The sequence below is a fragment of the Treponema saccharophilum DSM 2985 genome (assembly GCF_000255555.1).
Taxonomy (GTDB): Bacteria; Spirochaetota; Spirochaetia; order Treponematales; family Treponemataceae; genus Treponema_D; species Treponema_D saccharophilum.
The window spans coordinates 17,409-36,145 of the sequence record NZ_AGRW01000043.1; the positions used below are offsets into that span (position 1 = coordinate 17,409).

General features: G+C 58.2%; 15 protein-coding genes and 1 tRNA gene. 3 read left to right on the forward strand and 13 right to left on the reverse strand.

The genetic code is table 11. The features are described 5' to 3' along the window. The first annotated feature begins 285 nt into the window (after nucleotides 1-285). From TRESADRAFT_RS05635 to TRESADRAFT_RS05645, 3 genes are all read left to right on the forward strand, one after another. The gene (locus TRESADRAFT_RS05635) at nucleotides 286-2,139 is read left to right on the forward strand and encodes a phosphoglucomutase (RefSeq protein WP_245534332.1); all 1,854 of its coding nucleotides are present in this window, start codon (nucleotides 286-288) and stop codon (nucleotides 2,137-2,139) included. A 50-nt stretch (nucleotides 2,140-2,189) separates the two neighbouring features. After that, a complete protein-coding gene (locus tag TRESADRAFT_RS05640) occupies nucleotides 2,190-3,971 on the forward strand; it encodes a phospho-sugar mutase (protein WP_002703684.1) in 1,782 nt (593 codons plus the stop codon). Between the two features lie 182 nt (nucleotides 3,972-4,153). Next, complete coding sequence (locus TRESADRAFT_RS05645; RefSeq protein ID WP_141607194.1) at nucleotides 4,154-4,744, forward strand: 3'-5' exonuclease; 591 nt, start codon at nucleotides 4,154-4,156, stop codon at nucleotides 4,742-4,744. A gap of 310 nt (nucleotides 4,745-5,054) precedes the next feature. On the opposite strand, the gene TRESADRAFT_RS15005 is transcribed toward TRESADRAFT_RS05645, so the two are convergent. The 13 genes from TRESADRAFT_RS15005 to TRESADRAFT_RS05705 all read right to left on the reverse strand — a co-directional run bounded on the left by TRESADRAFT_RS15005 (nucleotide 5,055) and on the right by TRESADRAFT_RS05705 (nucleotide 18,736). Continuing rightward, nucleotides 5,055-5,945, reverse strand: a complete 891-nt coding sequence (locus TRESADRAFT_RS15005; RefSeq protein WP_002703688.1) for an FHA domain-containing protein — start codon at nucleotides 5,943-5,945, stop codon at nucleotides 5,055-5,057. A gap of 3 nt (nucleotides 5,946-5,948) precedes the next feature. Next, the gene (locus tag TRESADRAFT_RS05655; protein ID WP_159100035.1) at nucleotides 5,949-6,959 is read right to left on the reverse strand and encodes a M23 family metallopeptidase; all 1,011 of its coding nucleotides are present in this window, start codon (nucleotides 6,957-6,959) and stop codon (nucleotides 5,949-5,951) included. A 65-nt stretch (nucleotides 6,960-7,024) separates the two neighbouring features. Further along, nucleotides 7,025-7,744, reverse strand: coding sequence for a leucyl/phenylalanyl-tRNA--protein transferase (aat, locus tag TRESADRAFT_RS05660; protein WP_002703692.1), 720 nt, complete (start codon nucleotides 7,742-7,744; stop codon nucleotides 7,025-7,027). Then, entirely contained in the window at nucleotides 7,734-10,028 is a 2,295-nt protein-coding gene (locus TRESADRAFT_RS05665) for an AAA family ATPase (RefSeq protein WP_002703694.1), read from the reverse strand. The genes aat and TRESADRAFT_RS05665 overlap by 11 nt, the downstream gene beginning before the upstream one ends. A gap of 3 nt (nucleotides 10,029-10,031) precedes the next feature. After that, nucleotides 10,032-10,349: an ATP-dependent Clp protease adaptor ClpS gene (locus TRESADRAFT_RS05670; RefSeq protein WP_002703697.1), complete on the reverse strand. Its 318-nt coding sequence runs from the start codon at nucleotides 10,347-10,349 to the stop codon at nucleotides 10,032-10,034. Further along, nucleotides 10,350-10,523 carry a hypothetical protein gene (locus tag TRESADRAFT_RS16220; RefSeq protein WP_002703700.1) on the reverse strand — a complete coding sequence of 58 codons (174 nt, stop codon included), beginning with the start codon at nucleotides 10,521-10,523 and terminating at the stop codon, nucleotides 10,350-10,352. Between the two features lie 69 nt (nucleotides 10,524-10,592). Continuing rightward, nucleotides 10,593-11,465 (reverse strand): YitT family protein, encoded by an 873-nt coding sequence (locus TRESADRAFT_RS05675; RefSeq protein WP_002703702.1) that lies wholly within the window; start codon nucleotides 11,463-11,465, stop codon nucleotides 10,593-10,595. A gap of 203 nt (nucleotides 11,466-11,668) precedes the next feature. Further along, nucleotides 11,669-13,360, reverse strand: a complete 1,692-nt coding sequence (gene ilvD, locus TRESADRAFT_RS05680) for a dihydroxy-acid dehydratase (RefSeq protein WP_002703704.1) — start codon at nucleotides 13,358-13,360, stop codon at nucleotides 11,669-11,671. 79 nt (nucleotides 13,361-13,439) lie between these two features. Next, the gene (locus TRESADRAFT_RS05685) at nucleotides 13,440-14,819 is read right to left on the reverse strand and encodes an SH3 domain-containing protein (protein ID WP_002703705.1); all 1,380 of its coding nucleotides are present in this window, start codon (nucleotides 14,817-14,819) and stop codon (nucleotides 13,440-13,442) included. Nucleotides 14,820-15,000: 181 nt separating this feature from the next. Continuing rightward, complete coding sequence (locus tag TRESADRAFT_RS05690; RefSeq protein ID WP_002703707.1) at nucleotides 15,001-16,188, reverse strand: hypothetical protein; 1,188 nt, start codon at nucleotides 16,186-16,188, stop codon at nucleotides 15,001-15,003. A gap of 4 nt (nucleotides 16,189-16,192) precedes the next feature. Continuing rightward, a complete protein-coding gene (locus TRESADRAFT_RS05695; protein WP_002703709.1) occupies nucleotides 16,193-17,080 on the reverse strand; it encodes a methyl-accepting chemotaxis protein in 888 nt (295 codons plus the stop codon). 1 nt (nucleotide 17,081) lies between these two features. Then, entirely contained in the window at nucleotides 17,082-18,221 is a 1,140-nt protein-coding gene (locus TRESADRAFT_RS05700) for an FIST signal transduction protein (RefSeq protein ID WP_002703711.1), read from the reverse strand. A 442-nt stretch (nucleotides 18,222-18,663) separates the two neighbouring features. Continuing rightward, nucleotides 18,664-18,736 (reverse strand) — tRNA-Gly (locus tag TRESADRAFT_RS05705). Nucleotide 18,737: the final 1 nt, after the last annotated feature.

The following is an 18,737-nucleotide window of genomic DNA, read 5'->3' on the forward strand; positions in this document are numbered from 1 at the left end:
AGCACGGAGAAACGAATTCCCCGAAACGTGCCCGAATCCCGTGTGGATTCTACAACATTTCCTAGTGAATTGATAGTGATTCGTCCACGCATCCGGGGGAAACCGCATTGCACCATTTTCCATAGGCGAAGTGATGAAAACCGTCGTTCTTTATCTAAAGAGGCACAGGCCACGCTCCACAACGAGCAAAAATGCGGTTGCCCTGTTCCTCACCCGTGCGACGCGCCGACGATTCTCCGCTCATGCCGTTTTCAAAAAAAACGCTTCCATGCTACAATGAAGCATATGAAACATGACATGATTCTATCACCCTCGGGATGGCGCAAAGTCTTCGCCTCCTCCGGCGACGAGAAAGATACATTCCCCGACATAGGGGAGAAAAACAGGATAATCGCGGCGCTTGCCGCAGACACATTCGCCGACTACATACTCGCGAAAAGGCAGAACCCGGCAATAATCCTCGGAATCGACACGCGGCCGACAGGACCGCAGATAGCAGACACGATGCTCCGCGTCTTCATGGCGAGGAGAATCGCGGTGAGCTACGCGGGGATTATCGCGGCGCCGGAGATTATGGCATACGCGCACACGGCCGACGCGTTCGTCTACATCTCCGCGAGCCACAACCCCATCGGCCACAACGGAATAAAATTCGGGCTGAACGACGGCGGCGTCCTCTCCGCGGAGGAGAACGCGTCCCTCATCAGGGCGTTCGAGGCGAAATGCGACGAGAACAACGCGGGGGAACGGATAACGGAGGTCATGTCGAAATGCTCCGAAATCGACCTCGAGTGGGTTTTCGCGGAAAGCGTCGCCGTCATGCGCGAGGCAACCTCAATCTACCGCTCGTTCGCGAAGACGACGATTTCGGGGACGGACATCCTGCCGAAACAGAACAAATTCTTCGCCCTCGTGCGCGCGTTCGTCTCGGAAAACCCGCTCGGGGTCGTCTGCGACATGAACGGCTCGGCGAGGACGCTTTCGATAGACTCCTCGTTCCTCCGCGAAATCGGCATGAATTTCATGGCGATAAACAACAGGCCGGGGCAGATTGCGCACGAGATTATCCCCGAGCCGGAAAACCTCGTCTACGTCGCATCGGAAATGGAGCGGCTCCAGGCGGAAGGCAGGAAGGACATAAAGATTGGCTACATGCCCGACTGCGACGGGGACAGGGGAAATTTCGTGGTGTGGAACGGGCGCACGAACAAGGCGGAGGTTCTCAAGGCGCAGGACGTCTTCGCGCTGTCCGTGCTTTCCGAGATTGCGTACACGATATACATGAACGAATCGCTTCCGGACAGGCCGTCATCGGGGGGCGCCCTTCAGCCGAACACAAACGGCGGGACGGAAACAAAAATCGCGGTCGCGGCAAACTGCCCCACGTCGATGAGGATTGACGACATCGCCGCGGCATTCGGCGCGAGCGTGTTCCGCGCGGAGGTCGGCGAGGCGAACGTCGTCAACCTCGCCCGCGAGAAGCGGAACGAGGGGTACACCGTGCGCATTCTCGGGGAAGGCTCCAACGGCGGGAACATCACGCACCCGGCTGCCGTCCGCGATCCGCTCAACACGCTTTTCGCGCTCCTCAAGCTCATATTCATACAGGACAGCGAGCGCGGCGACGGGCTGTTCCACCTTTGGTGCAAGGCGAGCGGACAGATGGACAAATACGAGTCGTGCAAGAACGACTTCACGCTCATCGACGTCCTCGACACTATTCCGAAATACGCCACGACAGGCGTCAGCGAGAAGCGCGCAATCCTCAAGATAAAGAGCGAGGACCAGGCAACCCTCAAGAAACGGTTCCAGGAAGTGTTCGAGGCGCAGTGGGACGCCCAGAAGGACACCCTCAAAAAGAAATACGGCTTCGAGTCATACGAGGCGGTCGCGACGAACGGAACGGACGAAAAGCGCGGCATCGGCGACTTTTCGGAAAGCGGGCGCGGCGGACTCAAGATTCTGCTCAAGGGCGGCGACGGAAAACCGCTCGCGTTCATATGGATGCGCGGAAGCGGAACCGAGCCGGTGTTCCGCGTGATGGCAGACGTCAGCTCCGCGGTTCCGGACTACATACAGGCGGAGCGGAAGCTGCTTGAATGGGAGACGAAAATGCTCCTGAAAGCCGACGCAATCTGAAAAAAAACGCACAATTCGAAAACTATTTTTTACAAGGAGAAGATAGAACTATGGAAAAGGAAGAGATTCTTTCGCGCGCGAAAAAATACATCGCCGACGAAAAGGATGAAAGGTTCCGCAAGGAAGTTGAGGAACTCGTCGCTAAGGGCGACATGAAAGAGCTTGAGGACAGATTCTACCAGACGCTTGAATTCGGAACGGGCGGGCTCCGCGGCGTCATGGGCGGCGGAACGAACCGCATGAACACGCTCGAAATCAACCTCGCGACGCAGGGACTCGCGAACTACGTCCTCAAGGCATTCCCCGAGAAGGCGAAGGACGGAACGCTCTCGGCAGTCATCGCGTACGACAGCCGCAAAAACAGCGACGTCTTCGCGGAGGCGACGGCGCTCATACTCGCCGCGAACGGAATCAAGGCGTACCTCTTCACGGGTCTCCGCCCCACCCCGGAGCTCTCATTCACAATCCGCGAGCTCAAGGCGCAGACAGGTGTCGTCGTCACGGCGAGCCACAACCCGCCGCAGTACAACGGCTACAAGGCGTACTGGGACAACGGCGCGCAGGTCATCGAGCCGCATGATGCCGGCATCATCGACGAAGTGAACGCCGTGAAGGAAATCAAGACGATATCGAAGGAAGAGGCAATCAAATCCGGAAAGCTCGTCCTCATCGACAAGGAAATCGACGAGAAATTCTGGGCGATGTGCAAGGCGCAGCTCTTCCGCCCCGAGCTGATAAAGGAGAAGGCAGGCTCGGTGAAAATCGTCTACACGCCGCTCCACGGAACGGGCGCGATGCACGTCGAGAAAGTCCTCGGCGACCTCGGCCTGAACGTCATCACTGTTCCCGAGCAGAGGAAGCCCGACGGGGCGTTCCCGACAGTCGAGAAGCCGAACCCGGAGGAAGCGCCCGCACTCAAGCTCGCCGTCGAGCTCGGGGAGAAGGAGAAGGCGGACTGCGTCATGGCAACGGACCCCGACGCGGACAGGTTCGGAACGGCATTCCCCGGAAAGGACGGAAAATTCGTCCTCGTCTCGGGAAACCAGATGGGCGCGCTCCTCTGCGAGTACGTCCTCCTCTCTCGCAAGGAGCTCGGAAAGCTTCCCGCGAACGGAGCGGCCATCCGCTCAATCGTCACGTCTCCGTTCACGGATTACATCTGCGCGAAGTACGGCGTGAAGATGCACGAATGTCTCACCGGCTTCAAGTGGATTGCAGCCGTCGAGGATGAGTTCGAGAAGAACGGAAGCGAGACCTACGTCTACGGAATGGAAGAGAGCTACGGCTACAAAATCGAGAAGGAAGTCATGGACAAGGACGGCGTCTCAGCCGCGGCGATGTGCGCCGAGATGACGCTCTACTGGGCGAGCAAGGGCAAGTCAATCCTTGAGCACCTCGACGACATGTACAAGGAATACGGATTCTTCGAGGACAGGGCAATCTCCCAGTACTTCCCCGGCTCGGCAGGAAAGGAAGTCATGGCGGGAATCATGGCTCGCCTCCGCAACGACGGGCTCAAGACGCTCGGCGGAAAGAAGGTCGTCGAAATCCGCGACATCCAGGAAAGCGTCTCGTTCAACCCGGAGAACCCGGGCGACAAGAAGAAGATTGCCCTTCCGAAGTCGAACGTCCTCCAGTTCATTCTCGAGGGCGGAACGGTCGTCTCAGCGCGCCCGAGCGGAACGGAGCCGAAGATAAAGTTCTACATCAACGCGAGGACGGAAGTCGGCGGAGCAAAATGCGACGGCTGCCTCGCCGCGACGAAGAAGGATTCGGCAGCAGTCTGCGACGCCATCGAGGCGGACATCAAGAAGGTGCTTGAGCAGGCATAACGATTAATTCTTCTGCACTGACCGCAAAAAAGCTGATGCGCCTTGTCGGAGGCGATTCAGAAATCGCGGCCAGGGCAATTTCTTTCAGAAGGGAAATCCCCCGCGGAATGCGGGGGATTTTTCTATGCCCGGCGACGAAAAACGTTTATGACGGAAAAAGCCATTTCGGATATACTCTCGGCATGATTCAGGAACCAAAAAATTACCATTTGCTCTGCGATTTTGCCGATTATCCGAGGCTTTTTGAGAGCGGGGCACAGTTCTGCGTGCTCGACACGGAAACGACAGGAAAATGCGCCGAGCGCGAGCGCATAACGGAAATCGGCGCGATACGGTTCGACAAAAACGGCGAGAACGGAAAATTCGGGACGCTCGTAAACCCGGAAAAGCCGATTCCGCCATTCATCACGCAGATTACGAACATAACGGACGAGATGGTTTCAGGCGCGCCAACAGCGGAGACCGTCATACCGCAATTCATGGAATTCTCGAAGGGATGCATCCTCATCGCGCACAACGCGCCGTTCGACCTTCAGTTCATAAACCACGAGCTCATGCGGCTCGGCATGGGCACGCTCCAGAACGATTCGATTGACACGCTGCGGCTGACGAGAAGGACGTTCCCAACGTTCGGGCATTGGAACCAGCCGTTCCTCGCGGAGACGCTCGGCATAAACATCGTCAGCGCGCACCGGGCGGAAGACGACGCGCGCGTCTGCAAGGAAATTTTCCTGAGGGCGCTTTCTGCGATTGCAAACCAGTCCGCATTCTAAGCTCGGCTTTGTCGGAGCAATCGTTCGCCGGAACGCGGGCGCGTTCCTACCGCTTCGGGAGTATCTGCGATTGCAAACCCGCACGCGTTCTAAGTTCGGCTTTGTCGGAGCAATCGTTCGCCGGAACGCGGGCGCGTTCCTACCGCTTCGGGAGTGTCTGCGATTGCAAACCCGCACGCGTTCTAAGCTCGGCTTTGTCGGAGCAATCGTTCGCCGGAACGCGGGCGCGTTCCTACCGCTTCGGGAGTGTCTGCGATTGCAAACCAGTCCGCGTTCTAAGTTCGGCTTTGTCGGAGAGAAAGGGGATTTTTCAGCGGACGGTTGCGGGGACGGAGCCGAGCATGAGTTCGTCGCCGGAGAAAATTTCGGCGGCTTTTCCGGAGGGGACGCGGTGGCCGTTGACGAACGTGCCGTTCGAGCTTCCGTCGTCGCGCAGGAAATAATGGCCGTTGACGCGGATAATCGTGGCGTGCTTCCGGGATACGGATTTGTCCATGATGACGATACCGCACGATGAGGAGCGCCCGATTGACGTCTGGGCGCTTGAAATCGGGGACGAGATGCCGCCGGAAACGAAAAACGCCGGATTTTCGCGGGACGGCTTCGGCTCCGCGATATTCCCGCCATCCTTTCCGCCGACGGAGAATTCGCTTTTCCCAATCTGGATGACGCTTCCGTCGCAAACGATTGCCCTGCCGCCGGGAGGAACTCTTTTTCCGTTCACCAAAAGGCCGTTCTTGCTTCCGACATCCTCGACGAAAAGATACCCGCCCTCGAAGAACAGGCGCGCGTGGCGCCGGCTCACCATCGGGTCGGGGATGACGAGCGCATTGTCGATGTCGCGGCCGATCGTCAGCGGAATCGTGTACGAGCGGCCGATTCCGTTGTACAAGACGAAGCACGACTCGCCGTCGCCGCCTGACGGCGGCTTCCGCTCCGAGATGACGGCGACCTCCTCATCGGAAAGGGAAACCTCGCGCCCGTCCGCCATCGCCGAAAGGAGCACCTTCCGCCTTTTCTGGGCGTCCTTTATTCCGCGCTGCTTCTCGGAAAGGTCCTCCTTCAGAATTGAAATCGTTTTCCTGCACTCCTCGATTCTGGATGTTATGGCAACGACGTCAAGCTCCGACTGGGCAACAAATTCATCGAGGGAATCGCAGACGAGGGCGTAATCGCCGACGGAAAAACCTTCAAAGCCCATATGCTATCCGCGGGGAGCCTTTGCGGGGTCTATGTTCCGCTCGTCCTGAAAGACCATAAGGTATACGCACGGCTGCTGCCTGAAACGGTCTATGCCGGCAGTCCCTATCTCCGCGCCGGAATTCACGACATCGCCTTTCGAGACGGTCGTGCGGCCGAGTCCAGAATACGAATAGATGAGACCGCTCTTGCTCCTCACGAAAACGACGTTGCCGAACCCGCGGTACACGCCGCTGACGAGGACGGTTCCGGAACAGAGAGACTTCACCGGCTCGTTTTTCTTTGCGGAAAGCATCACACCGTTGACCTTCCCGCTGACATACGTCACCTCGGAGGCTTTGACGGGCCAGACGAGCGACGAATCGCCTTTTTTCGTGTCATACATATGGGGGTCGTCCAAATCGGGGACGTTGACGACCTTGACGCGCTGCCCTATCCGCAACATCGTGTTCTCGTCCGCATTGTTCAGCGCGAGAATTTCCGAGAACGAAAGCCCGTGGTCGCGCGCGATTCCAAGCCACGAGTCGCCGCTTTCCACCACGTAATAAATGTCCTTCTGCGGGGCGCGCGCCTCCTGTGCGTCTTTTTTTTCGGCAGGGGCGGAATTCTTCCCGCCGGATGAGAGAGGCGGAATCGAAAGCTTCTGCCCGACCATGACGTTGTTTCCGGAAAGCCCGTTCACGGCTTTTATGTCGTCTATCGGCCTGTCGTAGAGCCGGCTTATCGAATACAACGTCTCGCCTTTCTGGACGATATGCACGGCGCTCTCTTCGGCGCTCTCCGCCGCCTGCGCGGGAGCCGGGTCGGGAACGGAAAGCTTCTGGTCGACCCGCACGTTGTTTCCGGAAAGCCCGTTGGCATCACGAATCGCATCGACAGAAACCCCGTAGAGCCGGCTTATTGAATAGAGCGTCTCGCCTTTCTTGACAATATGGACGGTATCCGCCGGCGCAATCGCGAGCGAGATTCCTCCAAAGATGAGTGAAAAAGCAACATTTTTAAAAAGACGTTTCATATCATCGTATTTATCGGCCTGAAACCTTAGAAAAAACAGCCGCCGAAAAGCAAAATTCTTTCCGCTCATGGGCGCACACCTCCGCAGACCCGCGAAAATTCCTGCCTTATATCGGCGAACAGTGGAACGGCGAGGCAGGCTCGCTCCATAAAAAGGAATTCGTCGCGGATGATTTCCTTCGCCCCGTAGCGCGCGATGTTGTCGGTGTAGACCTGGCTGTCTATCAGCTTGCCGCCCGACGCGAAAAACGCATCCGCGAACAAGGCGAACGCCGATTTCGAGCTGCCGCTCTCCACGGTGAACATGCTCTCGCCGCAGAACACGCTCCCGATGAGCACCCCGTAGAAACCGCCGGCGAGCTTTCCGTCATGCCACGCCTCCACGCTGTGCGCGAACCCCAGCTCGTGGAAGCGGCAGTACGCGCGGACCATCTTGTCCCCTATCCACGTCCCGTCCTGCCCTTTCCGGCCCATTCTCCGGCATCCGTCAATCACCGCGGCGAAATCGTTGTCCATCGTGTAGGTGAACGGCGTCTTCTTGAGAAACCGCCTGAGGCTCTTCGGGACATGGAAATCGCGGCTGTCCATGCAGAACCTGACGGGCGGGCAATACCACACGACAGGCTCCCCGTCATCCTCATCGAACCAGGGAAAAACGCCCTGCATGTACGCCGAATAGAGCCGCTGCATGGATATGTCATCCGAAATTCCGACGATTCCCCCATGCTCATCGACGGGACTCCTGAACGGAAGAATTCTTCCGGGGTCAATCACGTCATTTTCCATACGAGAACACCATCTTGCCGCCCGACGCGAAAACCTCCACTTCGCCGCCCCTGCTGAGCCTGCCGAAAAGAACCTCGTCGACAAGCGGGGATGCCACAAGCGAATCAGCCTCACGGGAGATGTTGCGCGCGCCGAATTCGCGGCTGTAGCCCTTCTCCGCGACAAGCGCGACGGCATCGTCGGAAACGGAGAGGCGCACGTTCCGGGCGGAAAGCCTCGCGGCGATTTTTCCGACCGCCTTGCGCGCGATGCTGCGGGCAATTTCGGGCTCGAGATGGCGGAACACGACGATTCCGTCTAGCCTGTTCCTGAATTCGGGCGGGAATTCCCGCGCGACCGCCTCCCTGACGGACGCGTCGTCGTTCCCCGCCCGGGAAATCCCCGAGTCGAATCCGACCTGCCCCTTTTCCATATCGCGCGCGCCGGCATTGCTCGTGAATATGATTATGCAGTTCCTGAAATCGGCCTTCTGCCCCTGGTTGTCCGTGAGCGTCCCGTAATCGAGCACCTGAAGGAGGATGTTGTATATATCCTGATGCGCCTTCTCTATCTCGTCGAAAAGCACGATTGAATGCGGGGACTTCTTTACGGCGGCGGTGAGCAGCCCCCCGTTGTCGTACCCCACATAGCCAGGAGCCGAGCCTATAAGCCTGCTCACCGTGTACGATTCCTGATATTCGCTCATGTCGAACCGCACGAGCGGAAGTCCGAGCGTGTCCCCGAGCGACTTCGCCAGCTCCGTCTTTCCCACGCCGGTCGGACCGACGAACAGGAAACTTGCCTCGGGCTTCGTCTCGTCGCGGAACCCTGCGCGGGCTTTCTTCACTGCGACGCAAATGCGAGAGACAGCCTCGTCCTGCCCGAATATGCGAGAGCGGAGCGCCCCCTCCAAATCGCGCAGGCGCTCCTTCTCACCCTCGCCGACGCGCTCGACGGGAACGCGCGCCATCTTCGCCACGACCTTCCGAATCGTCTCCTCCGACACGCGCGGACGCGGACGGCGAGACGTGCGGCGCTCGTTGTTGAGCGAGACGAAAACGCCCGCCTCGTCGATGACGTCTATCGCCTTGTCAGGAAGCCTCCTGTCGGGAAGATACTGGACGGAAAGATCCACAGCCGCGGAAAGCGCGGACGGATTGTAAGCGACGCCGTGGAATTCCTCGTAGCGCTCCTTTATCCCGCGGACAATCCGCACGGCATCGTCGCGGGAAGGCTCGAGGACGTCGATTTTCTGGAACCGGCGTGAAAGCGCGCGGTTCTTCTCGATGAACTTCGTATACTCCTCGAACGTCGTCGCCCCCATGACGCGGACATTCCCGCGCGAAAGCGCCGGCTTGAGGATGTTCGCCATGTCGAGCGGGCTGTTTCCTCCCGCGCCGGAGCCGACAATCGTGTGAATCTCGTCGATATAAAGGACTGCCTTTCCGATTTTCTCTATCTCCTCGATAATCCCGCGTATGCGCGACTCGAAATCCCCGCGGAATTTCGTCCCGGCAAGGAGCGCGCTCATCTCAATCGAGTAGATTTTGTATCCTCTGAGCCGCTCGGGAACGTTGCCCGCGACAATTCTCTGCGCGAGCCCCTCTGCAATCGCGGTTTTTCCGACGCCGGCATCGCCGACGTGAATCGGGTTGTTCTTCGTCCTGCGGCAGAGCACCTCTATCGTCCGCTCAATCTCCGCGCCGCGACCGATTATCGAGTCGTACATGCCTTTCTCGGCGCGAGATGTCATATCGACCGCGAAACGGGCGAGCGACCGCTTTCCGCCGGACGGCACTTCGGAGAACGGCTCCTCCCCCTCCCCGATATCCTCGAAATCGTCCCCGTCCAAACCGTCGTCCGCATCCGTCCCGTCCTCAAGGCGGCGGGCATCGGAAATGCTTTCCATAAGCTCCATGACATCGACGCCGGAGCGCTTCAGCATGTACGAGCAGAAAATCCTGCTGTCGCAAATCATGGCGACGAGGAAATCGAATATATCGAACGTCTTCCGATCGGAATATATCGCGGAATCGAGCGCCTTCGAATAAATCTCCTTCATCGCGACAGACGGAATCGGGGAAGCGGCCTCCGCATCCTTCGAGACGTTCTCCGCGATGTATTTCTCCAGCCCGTCCTTGAGAGAAGGAATGTCGCACTGGCAGCTTTCGAGGACGCCGAGCACGCGGACATTGCCGAGCGCATGGAGGAGAACCTGCTCCGGCGTTATGAATTCATAATTGGAGCTCTTCGCATCGGAGTAAGACTCCTTCATTATCTGTGACAATTCCTCATGCTCTTCCATCGGCTACTCCTTCTCAAGCTTGCATTTCAGCGGGAACCCGTTCTCCCTCGCCGCACTCATAGCCATCTGCGCGCGCGTCGCCGCCATGTCGTAATCGTACACGCCCGCAACGCCGCGCCCCGTCTTGTGGACTTTCTCCATTATCATCGCGGCATCGGCCTCCGACCTGTGGAACACCTTCATGAGGACGTACACGACAAAATCCTTCGTCGTGAAGTCATCGTTCAAGAAAACGACCTTGAACCGCGGAGGAAGCTCGAAATCGACGGAGACATCGGACGAATCGTCCATGCCGAAGCTGTTTTTCCCATCGCCGTCCATTTATTTGTCCTCCTTCTTTTTTTCTCCGGATTTTTCGGCATCCAGATTTTTTTCCCTGTACTGAGCCGTGACCGTGTGGTCATCGTTCTCGTTGAGCTCGAAGACGGCGAATTCGTTGTAGTTCTTTATGAGCCAATCATCGTACGCCGTCCAATCAGCAAATGTCTGTGTCATGTCTCTATTATACGGATTTGCGCCGAGTCGGAAAACACGCGGGCGTCTCCCGCCGTTTCTGCGGGCCGGCTAATCGTTCTGGCGCTTGAAGAATTTCCCGACGATTTCCTTCGACTGGAGGACGTTTATGAACGCGTTCGGGTCGACGCCACGTATCTCGCGCTCAAGCCTGCCAGACTCGTCGCTCGAGACGACCGTGTAGACCATCTTGTGGCTCTGCTGCGAGAATTCGCCCGTACCCTCGAAAACCGTCGCGCCGTGGTTCGTCAGGCGCCGTATCACGTCGTAGATTTCGGCGTGCTTGTCCGTGACGATAAGTAGCGTCGTCTTGGAGTAGCGCTTGTAGACGACGTTCAGCGTCTGCGTCGAGGCGTACTGGAATATTATCGAATACAGCGCCTTGTCCCAGCCGAAAAGGATTCCCGCCGCGACGAGGACGACGCAGTTTCCCGCGAGGATGTAGTTCCACGCGGATTTCCCCGTGCGCTCCGATACGTATATCGCGATGAAATCCGTCCCGCCCGAGCTTGAGTCGGCGAAGAGGCAGAGCGATATCGCGACGGCGTTCACGATTCCGCCGAAAACGGCGCAGAGTATGGTGTCGCTCGTCAGCGAAAGGAACGTAATCCCCGAGAAAAGGTCGGTGAAGAAGCCGGAGACGACAATCATCACAATAGAATACACCGTGAATTTCCGCCCGATGTACAGGAAGCCGATTATTATCGGCACGACGTTGAGCGAATACGCAAGGACCGAGTACGGGACGCTTATCCCCAAGAATTTCCCGAACACCTCCTGGACGAGGAGCGCGACGCCGGCAAATCCGCCCGGAAAAAGGTTCGCGCTCCGCACGAACGAATCGATATTGAGCGCGAAGAGGACAGCCCCGATAAGGACAAGCACGAGCCGCTTCGACTCGTACCGCAGTTTTAGTTTCGACATGAACACAAATATAACAGGAAAAACCGTTTTCGTCGCCGCAAATCGCACGGGCACGCAGGGAGCCCCGGAAAAAGCGCCCGGGCGCAGCCGAAGGAATTTCGCGGGAGCTATTGATTCAGCCCATCGTTTCTTGGACAGAGCAAAAAAAATCCCCTCCGCCACAGGAAAATCCGAGACGGAGGGGGACAAGCGCCGGAATCAAATCAGCTCAGGACGGCTCCCTTGTCCGCGCTTGAGACGAGCTTCGCGTAGCGGGAAAGATAGCCGCTCTTCACCTTCGGCTCGGGCGCGACCCATTTCGCGCGCCGTTCCGCGAGCACCTCGTCGCTCACGTCAAGGTGAATCTTGTAGTTGTTGATGTCGAGCGTAATCATGTCGCCTTCCTCGACGAGCGCGATGGGACCGCCGACAGCGGCCTCGGGTGAGCAGTGACCGAGCGAGGCGCCGCGTGTCGCCCCGGAGAAGCGCCCGTCGGTGATGAGCGCGACCTGCTTGTCGAGCCCCTGCCCCGCAAGAGCCGCCGTGACCGCGAGCATCTCGCGCATTCCCGGGCCTCCCTTCGGGCCCTCGTATCGGATGACGACGACGTCGCCCGGATGAATCTGCGCCTTCTGCACGGCATCCATGGCGGCGCTCTCGTCGTCGAACACGCGCGCAGGCCCCGTGTGGTTCATCAGCTCCTTGGCGCATGCGCTTCTCTTGACGACCGTGCCGTCGGGGGCAAGGTTTCCGAAGAGGACGGCGATTCCGCCGTTGTCGGAATACGGATTCTCTATCGGACGGAGAATTTCGGGATTGCGGTTCCTGACCCCGGCAATGTTCTCCGCTATCGTCTTTCCCGTCGCCGTTATGAGGCTCGTGTCGATGAGGTTCTTCTTCGCAAGCTCCGCGAGAACGGCCTGGACGCCGCCCGCGTCGTCAAGCTCGCACATGAACGTGTGGCCGGCGGGCGCAAGGTGGCAGAGGTTCGGCGTGCGGTTGGAGATTTCGTTGACCTCGTGCAGGTCGAGCGAAAGCCCCGCCTCGTGCATTATCGCGGGAACGTGGAGCATCGTGTTCGACGAGCAGCCGAGCGCCATGTCGGCGGCGAGCGCGTTGCGGAAGTTGGCGGCTGTCATCATCTTCCGCGCGGTGATTCCGTTCCTGTACATGTTCATGACGGCCATGCCCGCGTGCTTCGCGAGCTGGATTCTCCTTCCGGTGACGGCGGGAATCGTCCCGTTCCCCGGGAGACCAAGACCGAGCACCTCGGTGAGGCAGTTCATCGAATTCGCGGTGAACATTCCTGAGCAGGCGCCGCAACCCGGGCAGGCGTAGTTCTCCATCTCGCGGAGCTGCTCCTCCGTGACCTTGCCGACGGCAAGCCCGCCGACGGCCTCGAACATGTCGGTGAGGGAAAGGTTCTTTCCGGAATACGGGTTCGAAGCGTCGTTTCCGGGAAGATGGCCCGGCATCATCGGTCCGCCCGAGCAGAACACTGTCGGAAGGTCAAGCCTGGCAGCAGCCATGAGCATTCCCGGGACGATTTTGTCGCAGTTCGGAATCATCACGAGCGCGTCGAACTGGTGCGCCTTCGCGACGCATTCCACGCTGTCGGCGATAAGCTCGCGCGTCACGAGCGAATACTTCATCCCCTCGTGCCCCATCGCGATTCCGTCGCAGACTCCTATGGCAGGAAATTCGACGGGAGTCCCGCCTGCCATGCGCACGCCCGCCTTCACAGCCTCGGCGATGCGGTCAAGCTCGATATGTCCCGGAATAAGCTCGTTCTTCGCGCAGATGATGCCGACGAGCGGCTGGTTCAGCTCCTCGTCGGTGTATCCCGACGCGTAGAAAAGCGAGCGATGCGGCGCACGCGCGGTGCCCTTGCATGCATTGTCAGACTTCTTGGCCATTTTGTACCTCGATTCTTTTTGTAGGATGCCGAGCAGTGTAGCGCCGATTCGCATAAAAATAAAGAAGCAGGACGAAAGCCTAGTACATGACCTTCACCGCGGAAATCTCATCGGCAAGCGTCCCCGCGGAAGGAATACCCGCCGAGAGCGGCAGGACGGAAACGCCCATAGTCCTCGCCGTCCTGCCGCCGGGAAGGATATCCGACTCGGACGCGGAAAGCGCGTACTGCTCGCCCCCGTACGTTCCCAAATAGAGGAGGACGCGATTTCCGGCGACGAGGATGGAGCCAGCCGGAACGTATTTCAAAAGCGATTTCTTGTGCGCGGACGTCGACGACCTCATTCCGATTGTCGGGACGTCCATAGCCGCGATGCCGGAAACGGAGCGCGGAACGTCAAACCCGAACACGCGGTAAAGCTCCGTCACGAACTGCGCGTCATCCCTCGCGCCGTACATGCCGCGCCAGCCGAACCGCTCGCCGAGGCACGAGAACGATATGCGCAGGAGGTTCGCGCGCGTGTAGGGAACGTAGCCGACGGAGACGGAGCGGGAACAGGGAACGTACGCGTTGTAGAACATGAGGAATCCGCCCTGGCTTTTGTCGGGAATCCGGACGATGTAGCAGTCGTACCCTTCCCTTCCCTCCGCGGACTCGCCCCATTCGGCATACGGAACGAGCGCGAGCTTCGTGCCGAGGAAAAGCTCGGCGCCGGAAATGCGCGCGTTCAGCCTGTCGTGGTCGAGGGAAAAACGGCTTTCCGTCACGACGAGGAAATCGGCGGGGTTCCTGCATTTGTCCCATTCCGCGAAGTTGTGGCAGAACGCGAGGTTCTCGTCGGGAACCCACCCGCGGCATGTCGCCGACACGACGAAATGCCATGACGAATCAGCAGTCGAATGGAGGACGACGACAGGCTCGCTCATCATGACGATGCCCGCCTGCAGAATGTCGTGCGACAGCGCGAATTCCTCGCCCGTGAGAATCTCGTCCGTCGGCAAGAGCCTCACATTCCCGCGCCTCAGAATCACGCCGTAGGAGACGGGGTTCGACTCCCCGACCGCCGAAAGGTTCCTCGAAGCGGAAAGCCGCTTCCGCAAGTCGTCAGGAACGACATCGCCGTCCTTGTAGCACCGCTCCGGGACATCCGCATCGAGGAAAGCGAGCAGCGCCGACTGCGTGACGGAACCGTTTCGCCCCGACGCGTAATGGAAGAACGACATCTCGTCATTCTCCGCGGCGGAAGCGGCTTCCTTTCCGACTGCGAGAATCTCGTCGGCTGAGAGGATTACCTCGCCCGCCTTTTTGTCGAGCGACTCCCAGAACGAAGGCGAGAGCATCTCCGCAGAAACGGACGGCGCCGTGCGGACGAAGCGAGAGCCTCCCGCAAAAGACGGAACGGGAACGGAAAGGGCGGCGACTGCCGCAGCAACTCTGACAATTCTGAAATATGGGTTCATAGAAAAGAAAACTCCGAAAAAAAATGGTCGCGGAAAAAGCGGCGGACAGTTCCGGCGGGGCAAAACCGCAGGACAAAGGCCGCATCTCAAGAAAACGCGCCCGGAACAGAATCTTCCGGACACATTTCAGTATCGGCATTTTTCGGCAAGCACTGAAAACGGAATCCGCCCTGCAAAACGCTCAATAATTGTCCCACTTGAAATCGTCGAAGTCCTTTATCTGAACCTCGAATTTGTTGCGGAAATATTTCTCGACGCGGCGTATAGTGAGAGGCTCCTTCGCCGCGTAGTTCGGGTTCAGGTATATGTACGCCGAGTAAAGCCCCTCCTGGGAGCGGCATGACGGCGAATTGTCGTCGATGAAGACGATTCCCGCGAGGCTTTTCGAAACGTCGCTCACGCGGACGGCTGACGACGCGTACGAGCGGGAGAATTCCCGCGCCTCGGAATCGATGCGCAGCAGCTCCATGAACGTCCGCCTCGAAAGGCTCCGGTAGAATATGTTGTTGAAATCGCCGAAATCGACCGTCTCCGCGTTGAACCACGGGTTCCTCACAATCGTTATGAGCGAATACTCGTTGTCGACGAGCTTGTTCCCGTAATCGAGGAATTTGAACTTGTACGATTCCGCCATAGCATACGGCGAATATTCCTTGACGGTCGAAAGGAACGGGGATGACGGCGTCGCGTAGCTTATCTTGAAGTCGAAACGGAGCCCCGAATCGGAGCAGTACGCGACGGATTTTCTGCCCTCGGATACGGCGCGCTTGAGCTCCCGCCGTATGGAGCGCTTTTCCGCCCCGAGGCTGTTCTTCACCTCGCTGTAATCGATTTCCGAAAGGTTGTCCACGCCGACGAGCACGCTCCGCCCCAGCGTCTTCCGCGCGAAATCCTCAATCTCCTCGAAAATCTGGTCGAATATCTGGAGGTGGATGCAGTTGAACGACTTCACGTCGGTGAAAAGCCGCTCGGTGCGGAAATGGAGGCAGAGGTCGATATCGATAACCTCCTTCTGCCCGTTCAGCGCGGGAATCGACTGGCGGTGGTCGGCTATTCTCAGCAGGTTTATGTACGAGACCGGGAAGAACTCGGAGAACTGGGAATAAAAATCGAGCGCGACAAGCTCCGAGTACGGCCCCGCCCACTGGTGGTTCTTCGCCTCGGCGATGTTCTTGACGCGCTCGCAGATGCAGTCGATTTCAGACGGGCTCCCCGAAAAAACGTCGCGGAGCCTGCCGAGCCTGTTGAGAAAATTGTAAGCGAAATAGCCGAGCGGCTTCCTGTTCAGCGGAGCGATGCAGCCGTTCGTGTTCAGCCTGTTCTTTATGCGCTTTTCCACGCCGAACACGTCCGACAGAATCTTCTCCACGTTCTCAACGTCCGTCGTTTCCCAAATCCTCCAGAACGGCCTTTATCTCATACGCGAACGAATAGAGGTCGTTGAACAGCATGAGGTTCTTCGACGCGCACGAGGCGAACAGGTTCACGGTGTTCCCGCTCGCGTCCTCCGCCTCCTGCACGGTCTTTATCATCTGGTTGATGTCCTTCACGTTCGCCGAAATGTTCCGCCCGATTTTCTCCACGTTCGCGTTGTTCTCCGAATTCATCTTGCGGACCTTGTCGAACCGCACCAGCGTCTCGTCCGCCTCGTGCCGCAGCCCGTTGAGCGACTCCGCGTTGCTCACCGTCCCCGACTCAAGCTCGCCGATGGATTTGTTCAGCTTGTCGACCTCCGCCTTTATCTTCTCGGTCGTCATCTTCGTGTTTCCCGCGAGCTTCTTGACCTCGTTCGCGATTATCCTGAAACCGGCGCCGACAGTCCCGGCATGAGCCGCCTCGATTGACGCATTGAACGAAAGCAGGTTCGTCTGCTCCGATATGTTCTGTATCGCCTCGATGAGGGCGACGATGTCCTTCGTCTCGTTGTGCAGCACCTTGAATTTCTCCACGTACCGCTTGTGCTCCTCCTCGATGCGCTGGACGGAATTCCGGAGGTTCTCAATCTCCTCGTACACCCTGCCGAGCCGCTCTATGTTGCGCCCGGCGTTGTCGGAAAGCGCCTTCGTGTCGTCGTCCATCATCTTCGACGACTCGATGAGCTTGTTCAGCGCGGCCTTCTGCTTCGCCGCCGTAGAGTCCTGCACATTCTTCGACTTTATATACTGCCCGAGGAATTCCGCCCCCATAGCGTCCTTTGCCAAATACGCGACGAGGGACGAAACGACGTCGAGCCCGCTTTTCACAAGTTCCGTAGAATTCATCTCAGTCTCCTATAACGACACAAACGAGCGTCTGGTTGCAATGGATGCGCCCGAGCTGCTCACCGTAAGCCGAGAACCCCGCGAACGTGGGGAACGTCTCCCTGTATTTCCTGATTATGCTGTCCGAAATCTTCATCCGCCCGAACGCGAGGGTGCGCGTTATGCACGTCATCATGACGGCGAACTTCGGGTTCCGCACGACGCCCCGTATTCCCCGGCACGTCTCCTCGCATTTTTCGAGCGGGTCTCCGATGTGCATTATCTCAAGCGTCGAATTCGGGACGACGCGCGCGAAAAGGCTGATTTTCTTGTCGGGCGTGAAGCCGGCAAGCGCGGCGACGTGAATATCCCCGTTCAAAAAACGCCCGAACGGGTTCTCGAACGTCATGTCCTCCGCCTGCGACTCGCTCACGCCGAGCTTCTCCGCGTACACGCTCTTCGCCGGCTTGCCGTCCAATTTCGATATAATTCTGTTGACGACGTCAGACTCGGAGACGATTACCGATTTTCCGGTCGGATTGAATATATCCTCCTGCCTGATGTCGAAAACGCACCGCGTCTTCACGAAAAGGAAGACGGCCCCGTCCTGCGTCGATTTCCCGTTGCACGAGACGAACGTGCGCGGCTCGCTCCCCGTAAATCCCGCCGTCCCGCCTGCGAGGGGAAAATTGTCGTTTCCGATTATCGAATAGAAATTCGACAGAATCGTCTCCTCCGCGTTGAAAACCCCGTTTATGAACGCCAGCGCGAACGCATCCTTTCCCGAATTCGGGTCGTTAATCCGTATCCCGCAGTTTCTGAGGGCGTCCTCTATCGCGCGCCTGCTGGCTACGGGATACCGGCTCCCGTGCTCCACCAGGACGGCGCGCACCGTCGTCGAGGAATCGCGCATCGTCGTGAGGACGACCGAATCGTTCGCGAACCCGTCAGGAGTCACCTCCCCCGCCGTGCTCGTCCCGATTACCTCGGAATTCGGAAACCGCTCCTTAATCTCCCGCGACAGCTCCGGAAAATCGTACCGTATCGCCGCCATGAAAATAACAGCCTGGTAGGAATCCGGCCGCTGCCTCAACTTCCCGCAAAGCTCATCGACGGCGGACTTGACGTCAGGCCGTCTTGAAACGACAACTTCCTGCTCCATAAAACGCACTCCTCGCCGCGAAACGGAACGACGCCCCGAGACGCGAAAGATTTTCGGCAGACAAAAAATCCGCCTCAAAAACACGATTTTTATTATGAGAACTTTTTTTTATCGCGCGGAAAATGCGCCGCACCGGTTGAACAAAAGCGACGTTCCGACCGGGATAATTCTAGCACAGGTGAAATCATTTTTAAAAAAAAAGACGCGCTTTTTTTTCAAGGTTCTGTCAGGGGAGCCGCCAATACGGCCGGTTGCCTTGAAAAGCGCCGTTCTGAACTTGCTTCAGAATCTACGAACGCTGACACATGAATGCCGAAACAAGTTCAGCATGACAAAATCAAAATCGGAAGAAATACGTTCGGGGACGACACGAGAAAACATGCGCCCAACAAAAATGCGGCCAGAGCAAAAAAAAAGCACCCGATTAACAGGTGCTTTTCAGAGCGGCAGAAGGGAGTCGAACCCTCGTCATCAGCTTGGAAGGCTGAGATAATGAGCCGTTATATGACTGCCGCA

Bases quoted from the DNA above. Each gene is read 5' to 3' on its own strand.
- TRESADRAFT_RS05635 (WP_245534332.1), top strand. From the start codon at position 286: ATGAAACATGACATGATTCTATCACCCTCGGGATGGCGCAAAGTCTTC.
- TRESADRAFT_RS05640 (WP_002703684.1), top strand. From the start codon at position 2,190: ATGGAAAAGGAAGAGATTCTTTCGCGCGCGAAAAAATACATCGCCGAC.
- TRESADRAFT_RS05645 (WP_141607194.1), top strand. From the start codon at position 4,154: ATGATTCAGGAACCAAAAAATTACCATTTGCTCTGCGATTTTGCCGAT.
- TRESADRAFT_RS15005 (WP_002703688.1), bottom strand. From the start codon at position 5,945: ATGGGCTTTGAAGGTTTTTCCGTCGGCGATTACGCCCTCGTCTGCGAT.
- TRESADRAFT_RS05655 (WP_159100035.1), bottom strand. From the start codon at position 6,959: ATGAAACGTCTTTTTAAAAATGTTGCTTTTTCACTCATCTTTGGAGGA.
- aat (WP_002703692.1), bottom strand. From the start codon at position 7,744: ATGGAAAATGACGTGATTGACCCCGGAAGAATTCTTCCGTTCAGGAGT.
- TRESADRAFT_RS05665 (WP_002703694.1), bottom strand. From the start codon at position 10,028: ATGGAAGAGCATGAGGAATTGTCACAGATAATGAAGGAGTCTTACTCC.
- TRESADRAFT_RS05670 (WP_002703697.1), bottom strand. From the start codon at position 10,349: ATGGACGGCGATGGGAAAAACAGCTTCGGCATGGACGATTCGTCCGAT.
- TRESADRAFT_RS16220 (WP_002703700.1), bottom strand. From the start codon at position 10,523: ATGACACAGACATTTGCTGATTGGACGGCGTACGATGATTGGCTCATA.
- TRESADRAFT_RS05675 (WP_002703702.1), bottom strand. From the start codon at position 11,465: ATGTCGAAACTAAAACTGCGGTACGAGTCGAAGCGGCTCGTGCTTGTC.
- ilvD (WP_002703704.1), bottom strand. From the start codon at position 13,360: ATGGCCAAGAAGTCTGACAATGCATGCAAGGGCACCGCGCGTGCGCCG.
- TRESADRAFT_RS05685 (WP_002703705.1), bottom strand. From the start codon at position 14,819: ATGAACCCATATTTCAGAATTGTCAGAGTTGCTGCGGCAGTCGCCGCC.
- TRESADRAFT_RS05695 (WP_002703709.1), bottom strand. From the start codon at position 17,080: ATGAATTCTACGGAACTTGTGAAAAGCGGGCTCGACGTCGTTTCGTCC.
- TRESADRAFT_RS05700 (WP_002703711.1), bottom strand. From the start codon at position 18,221: ATGGAGCAGGAAGTTGTCGTTTCAAGACGGCCTGACGTCAAGTCCGCC.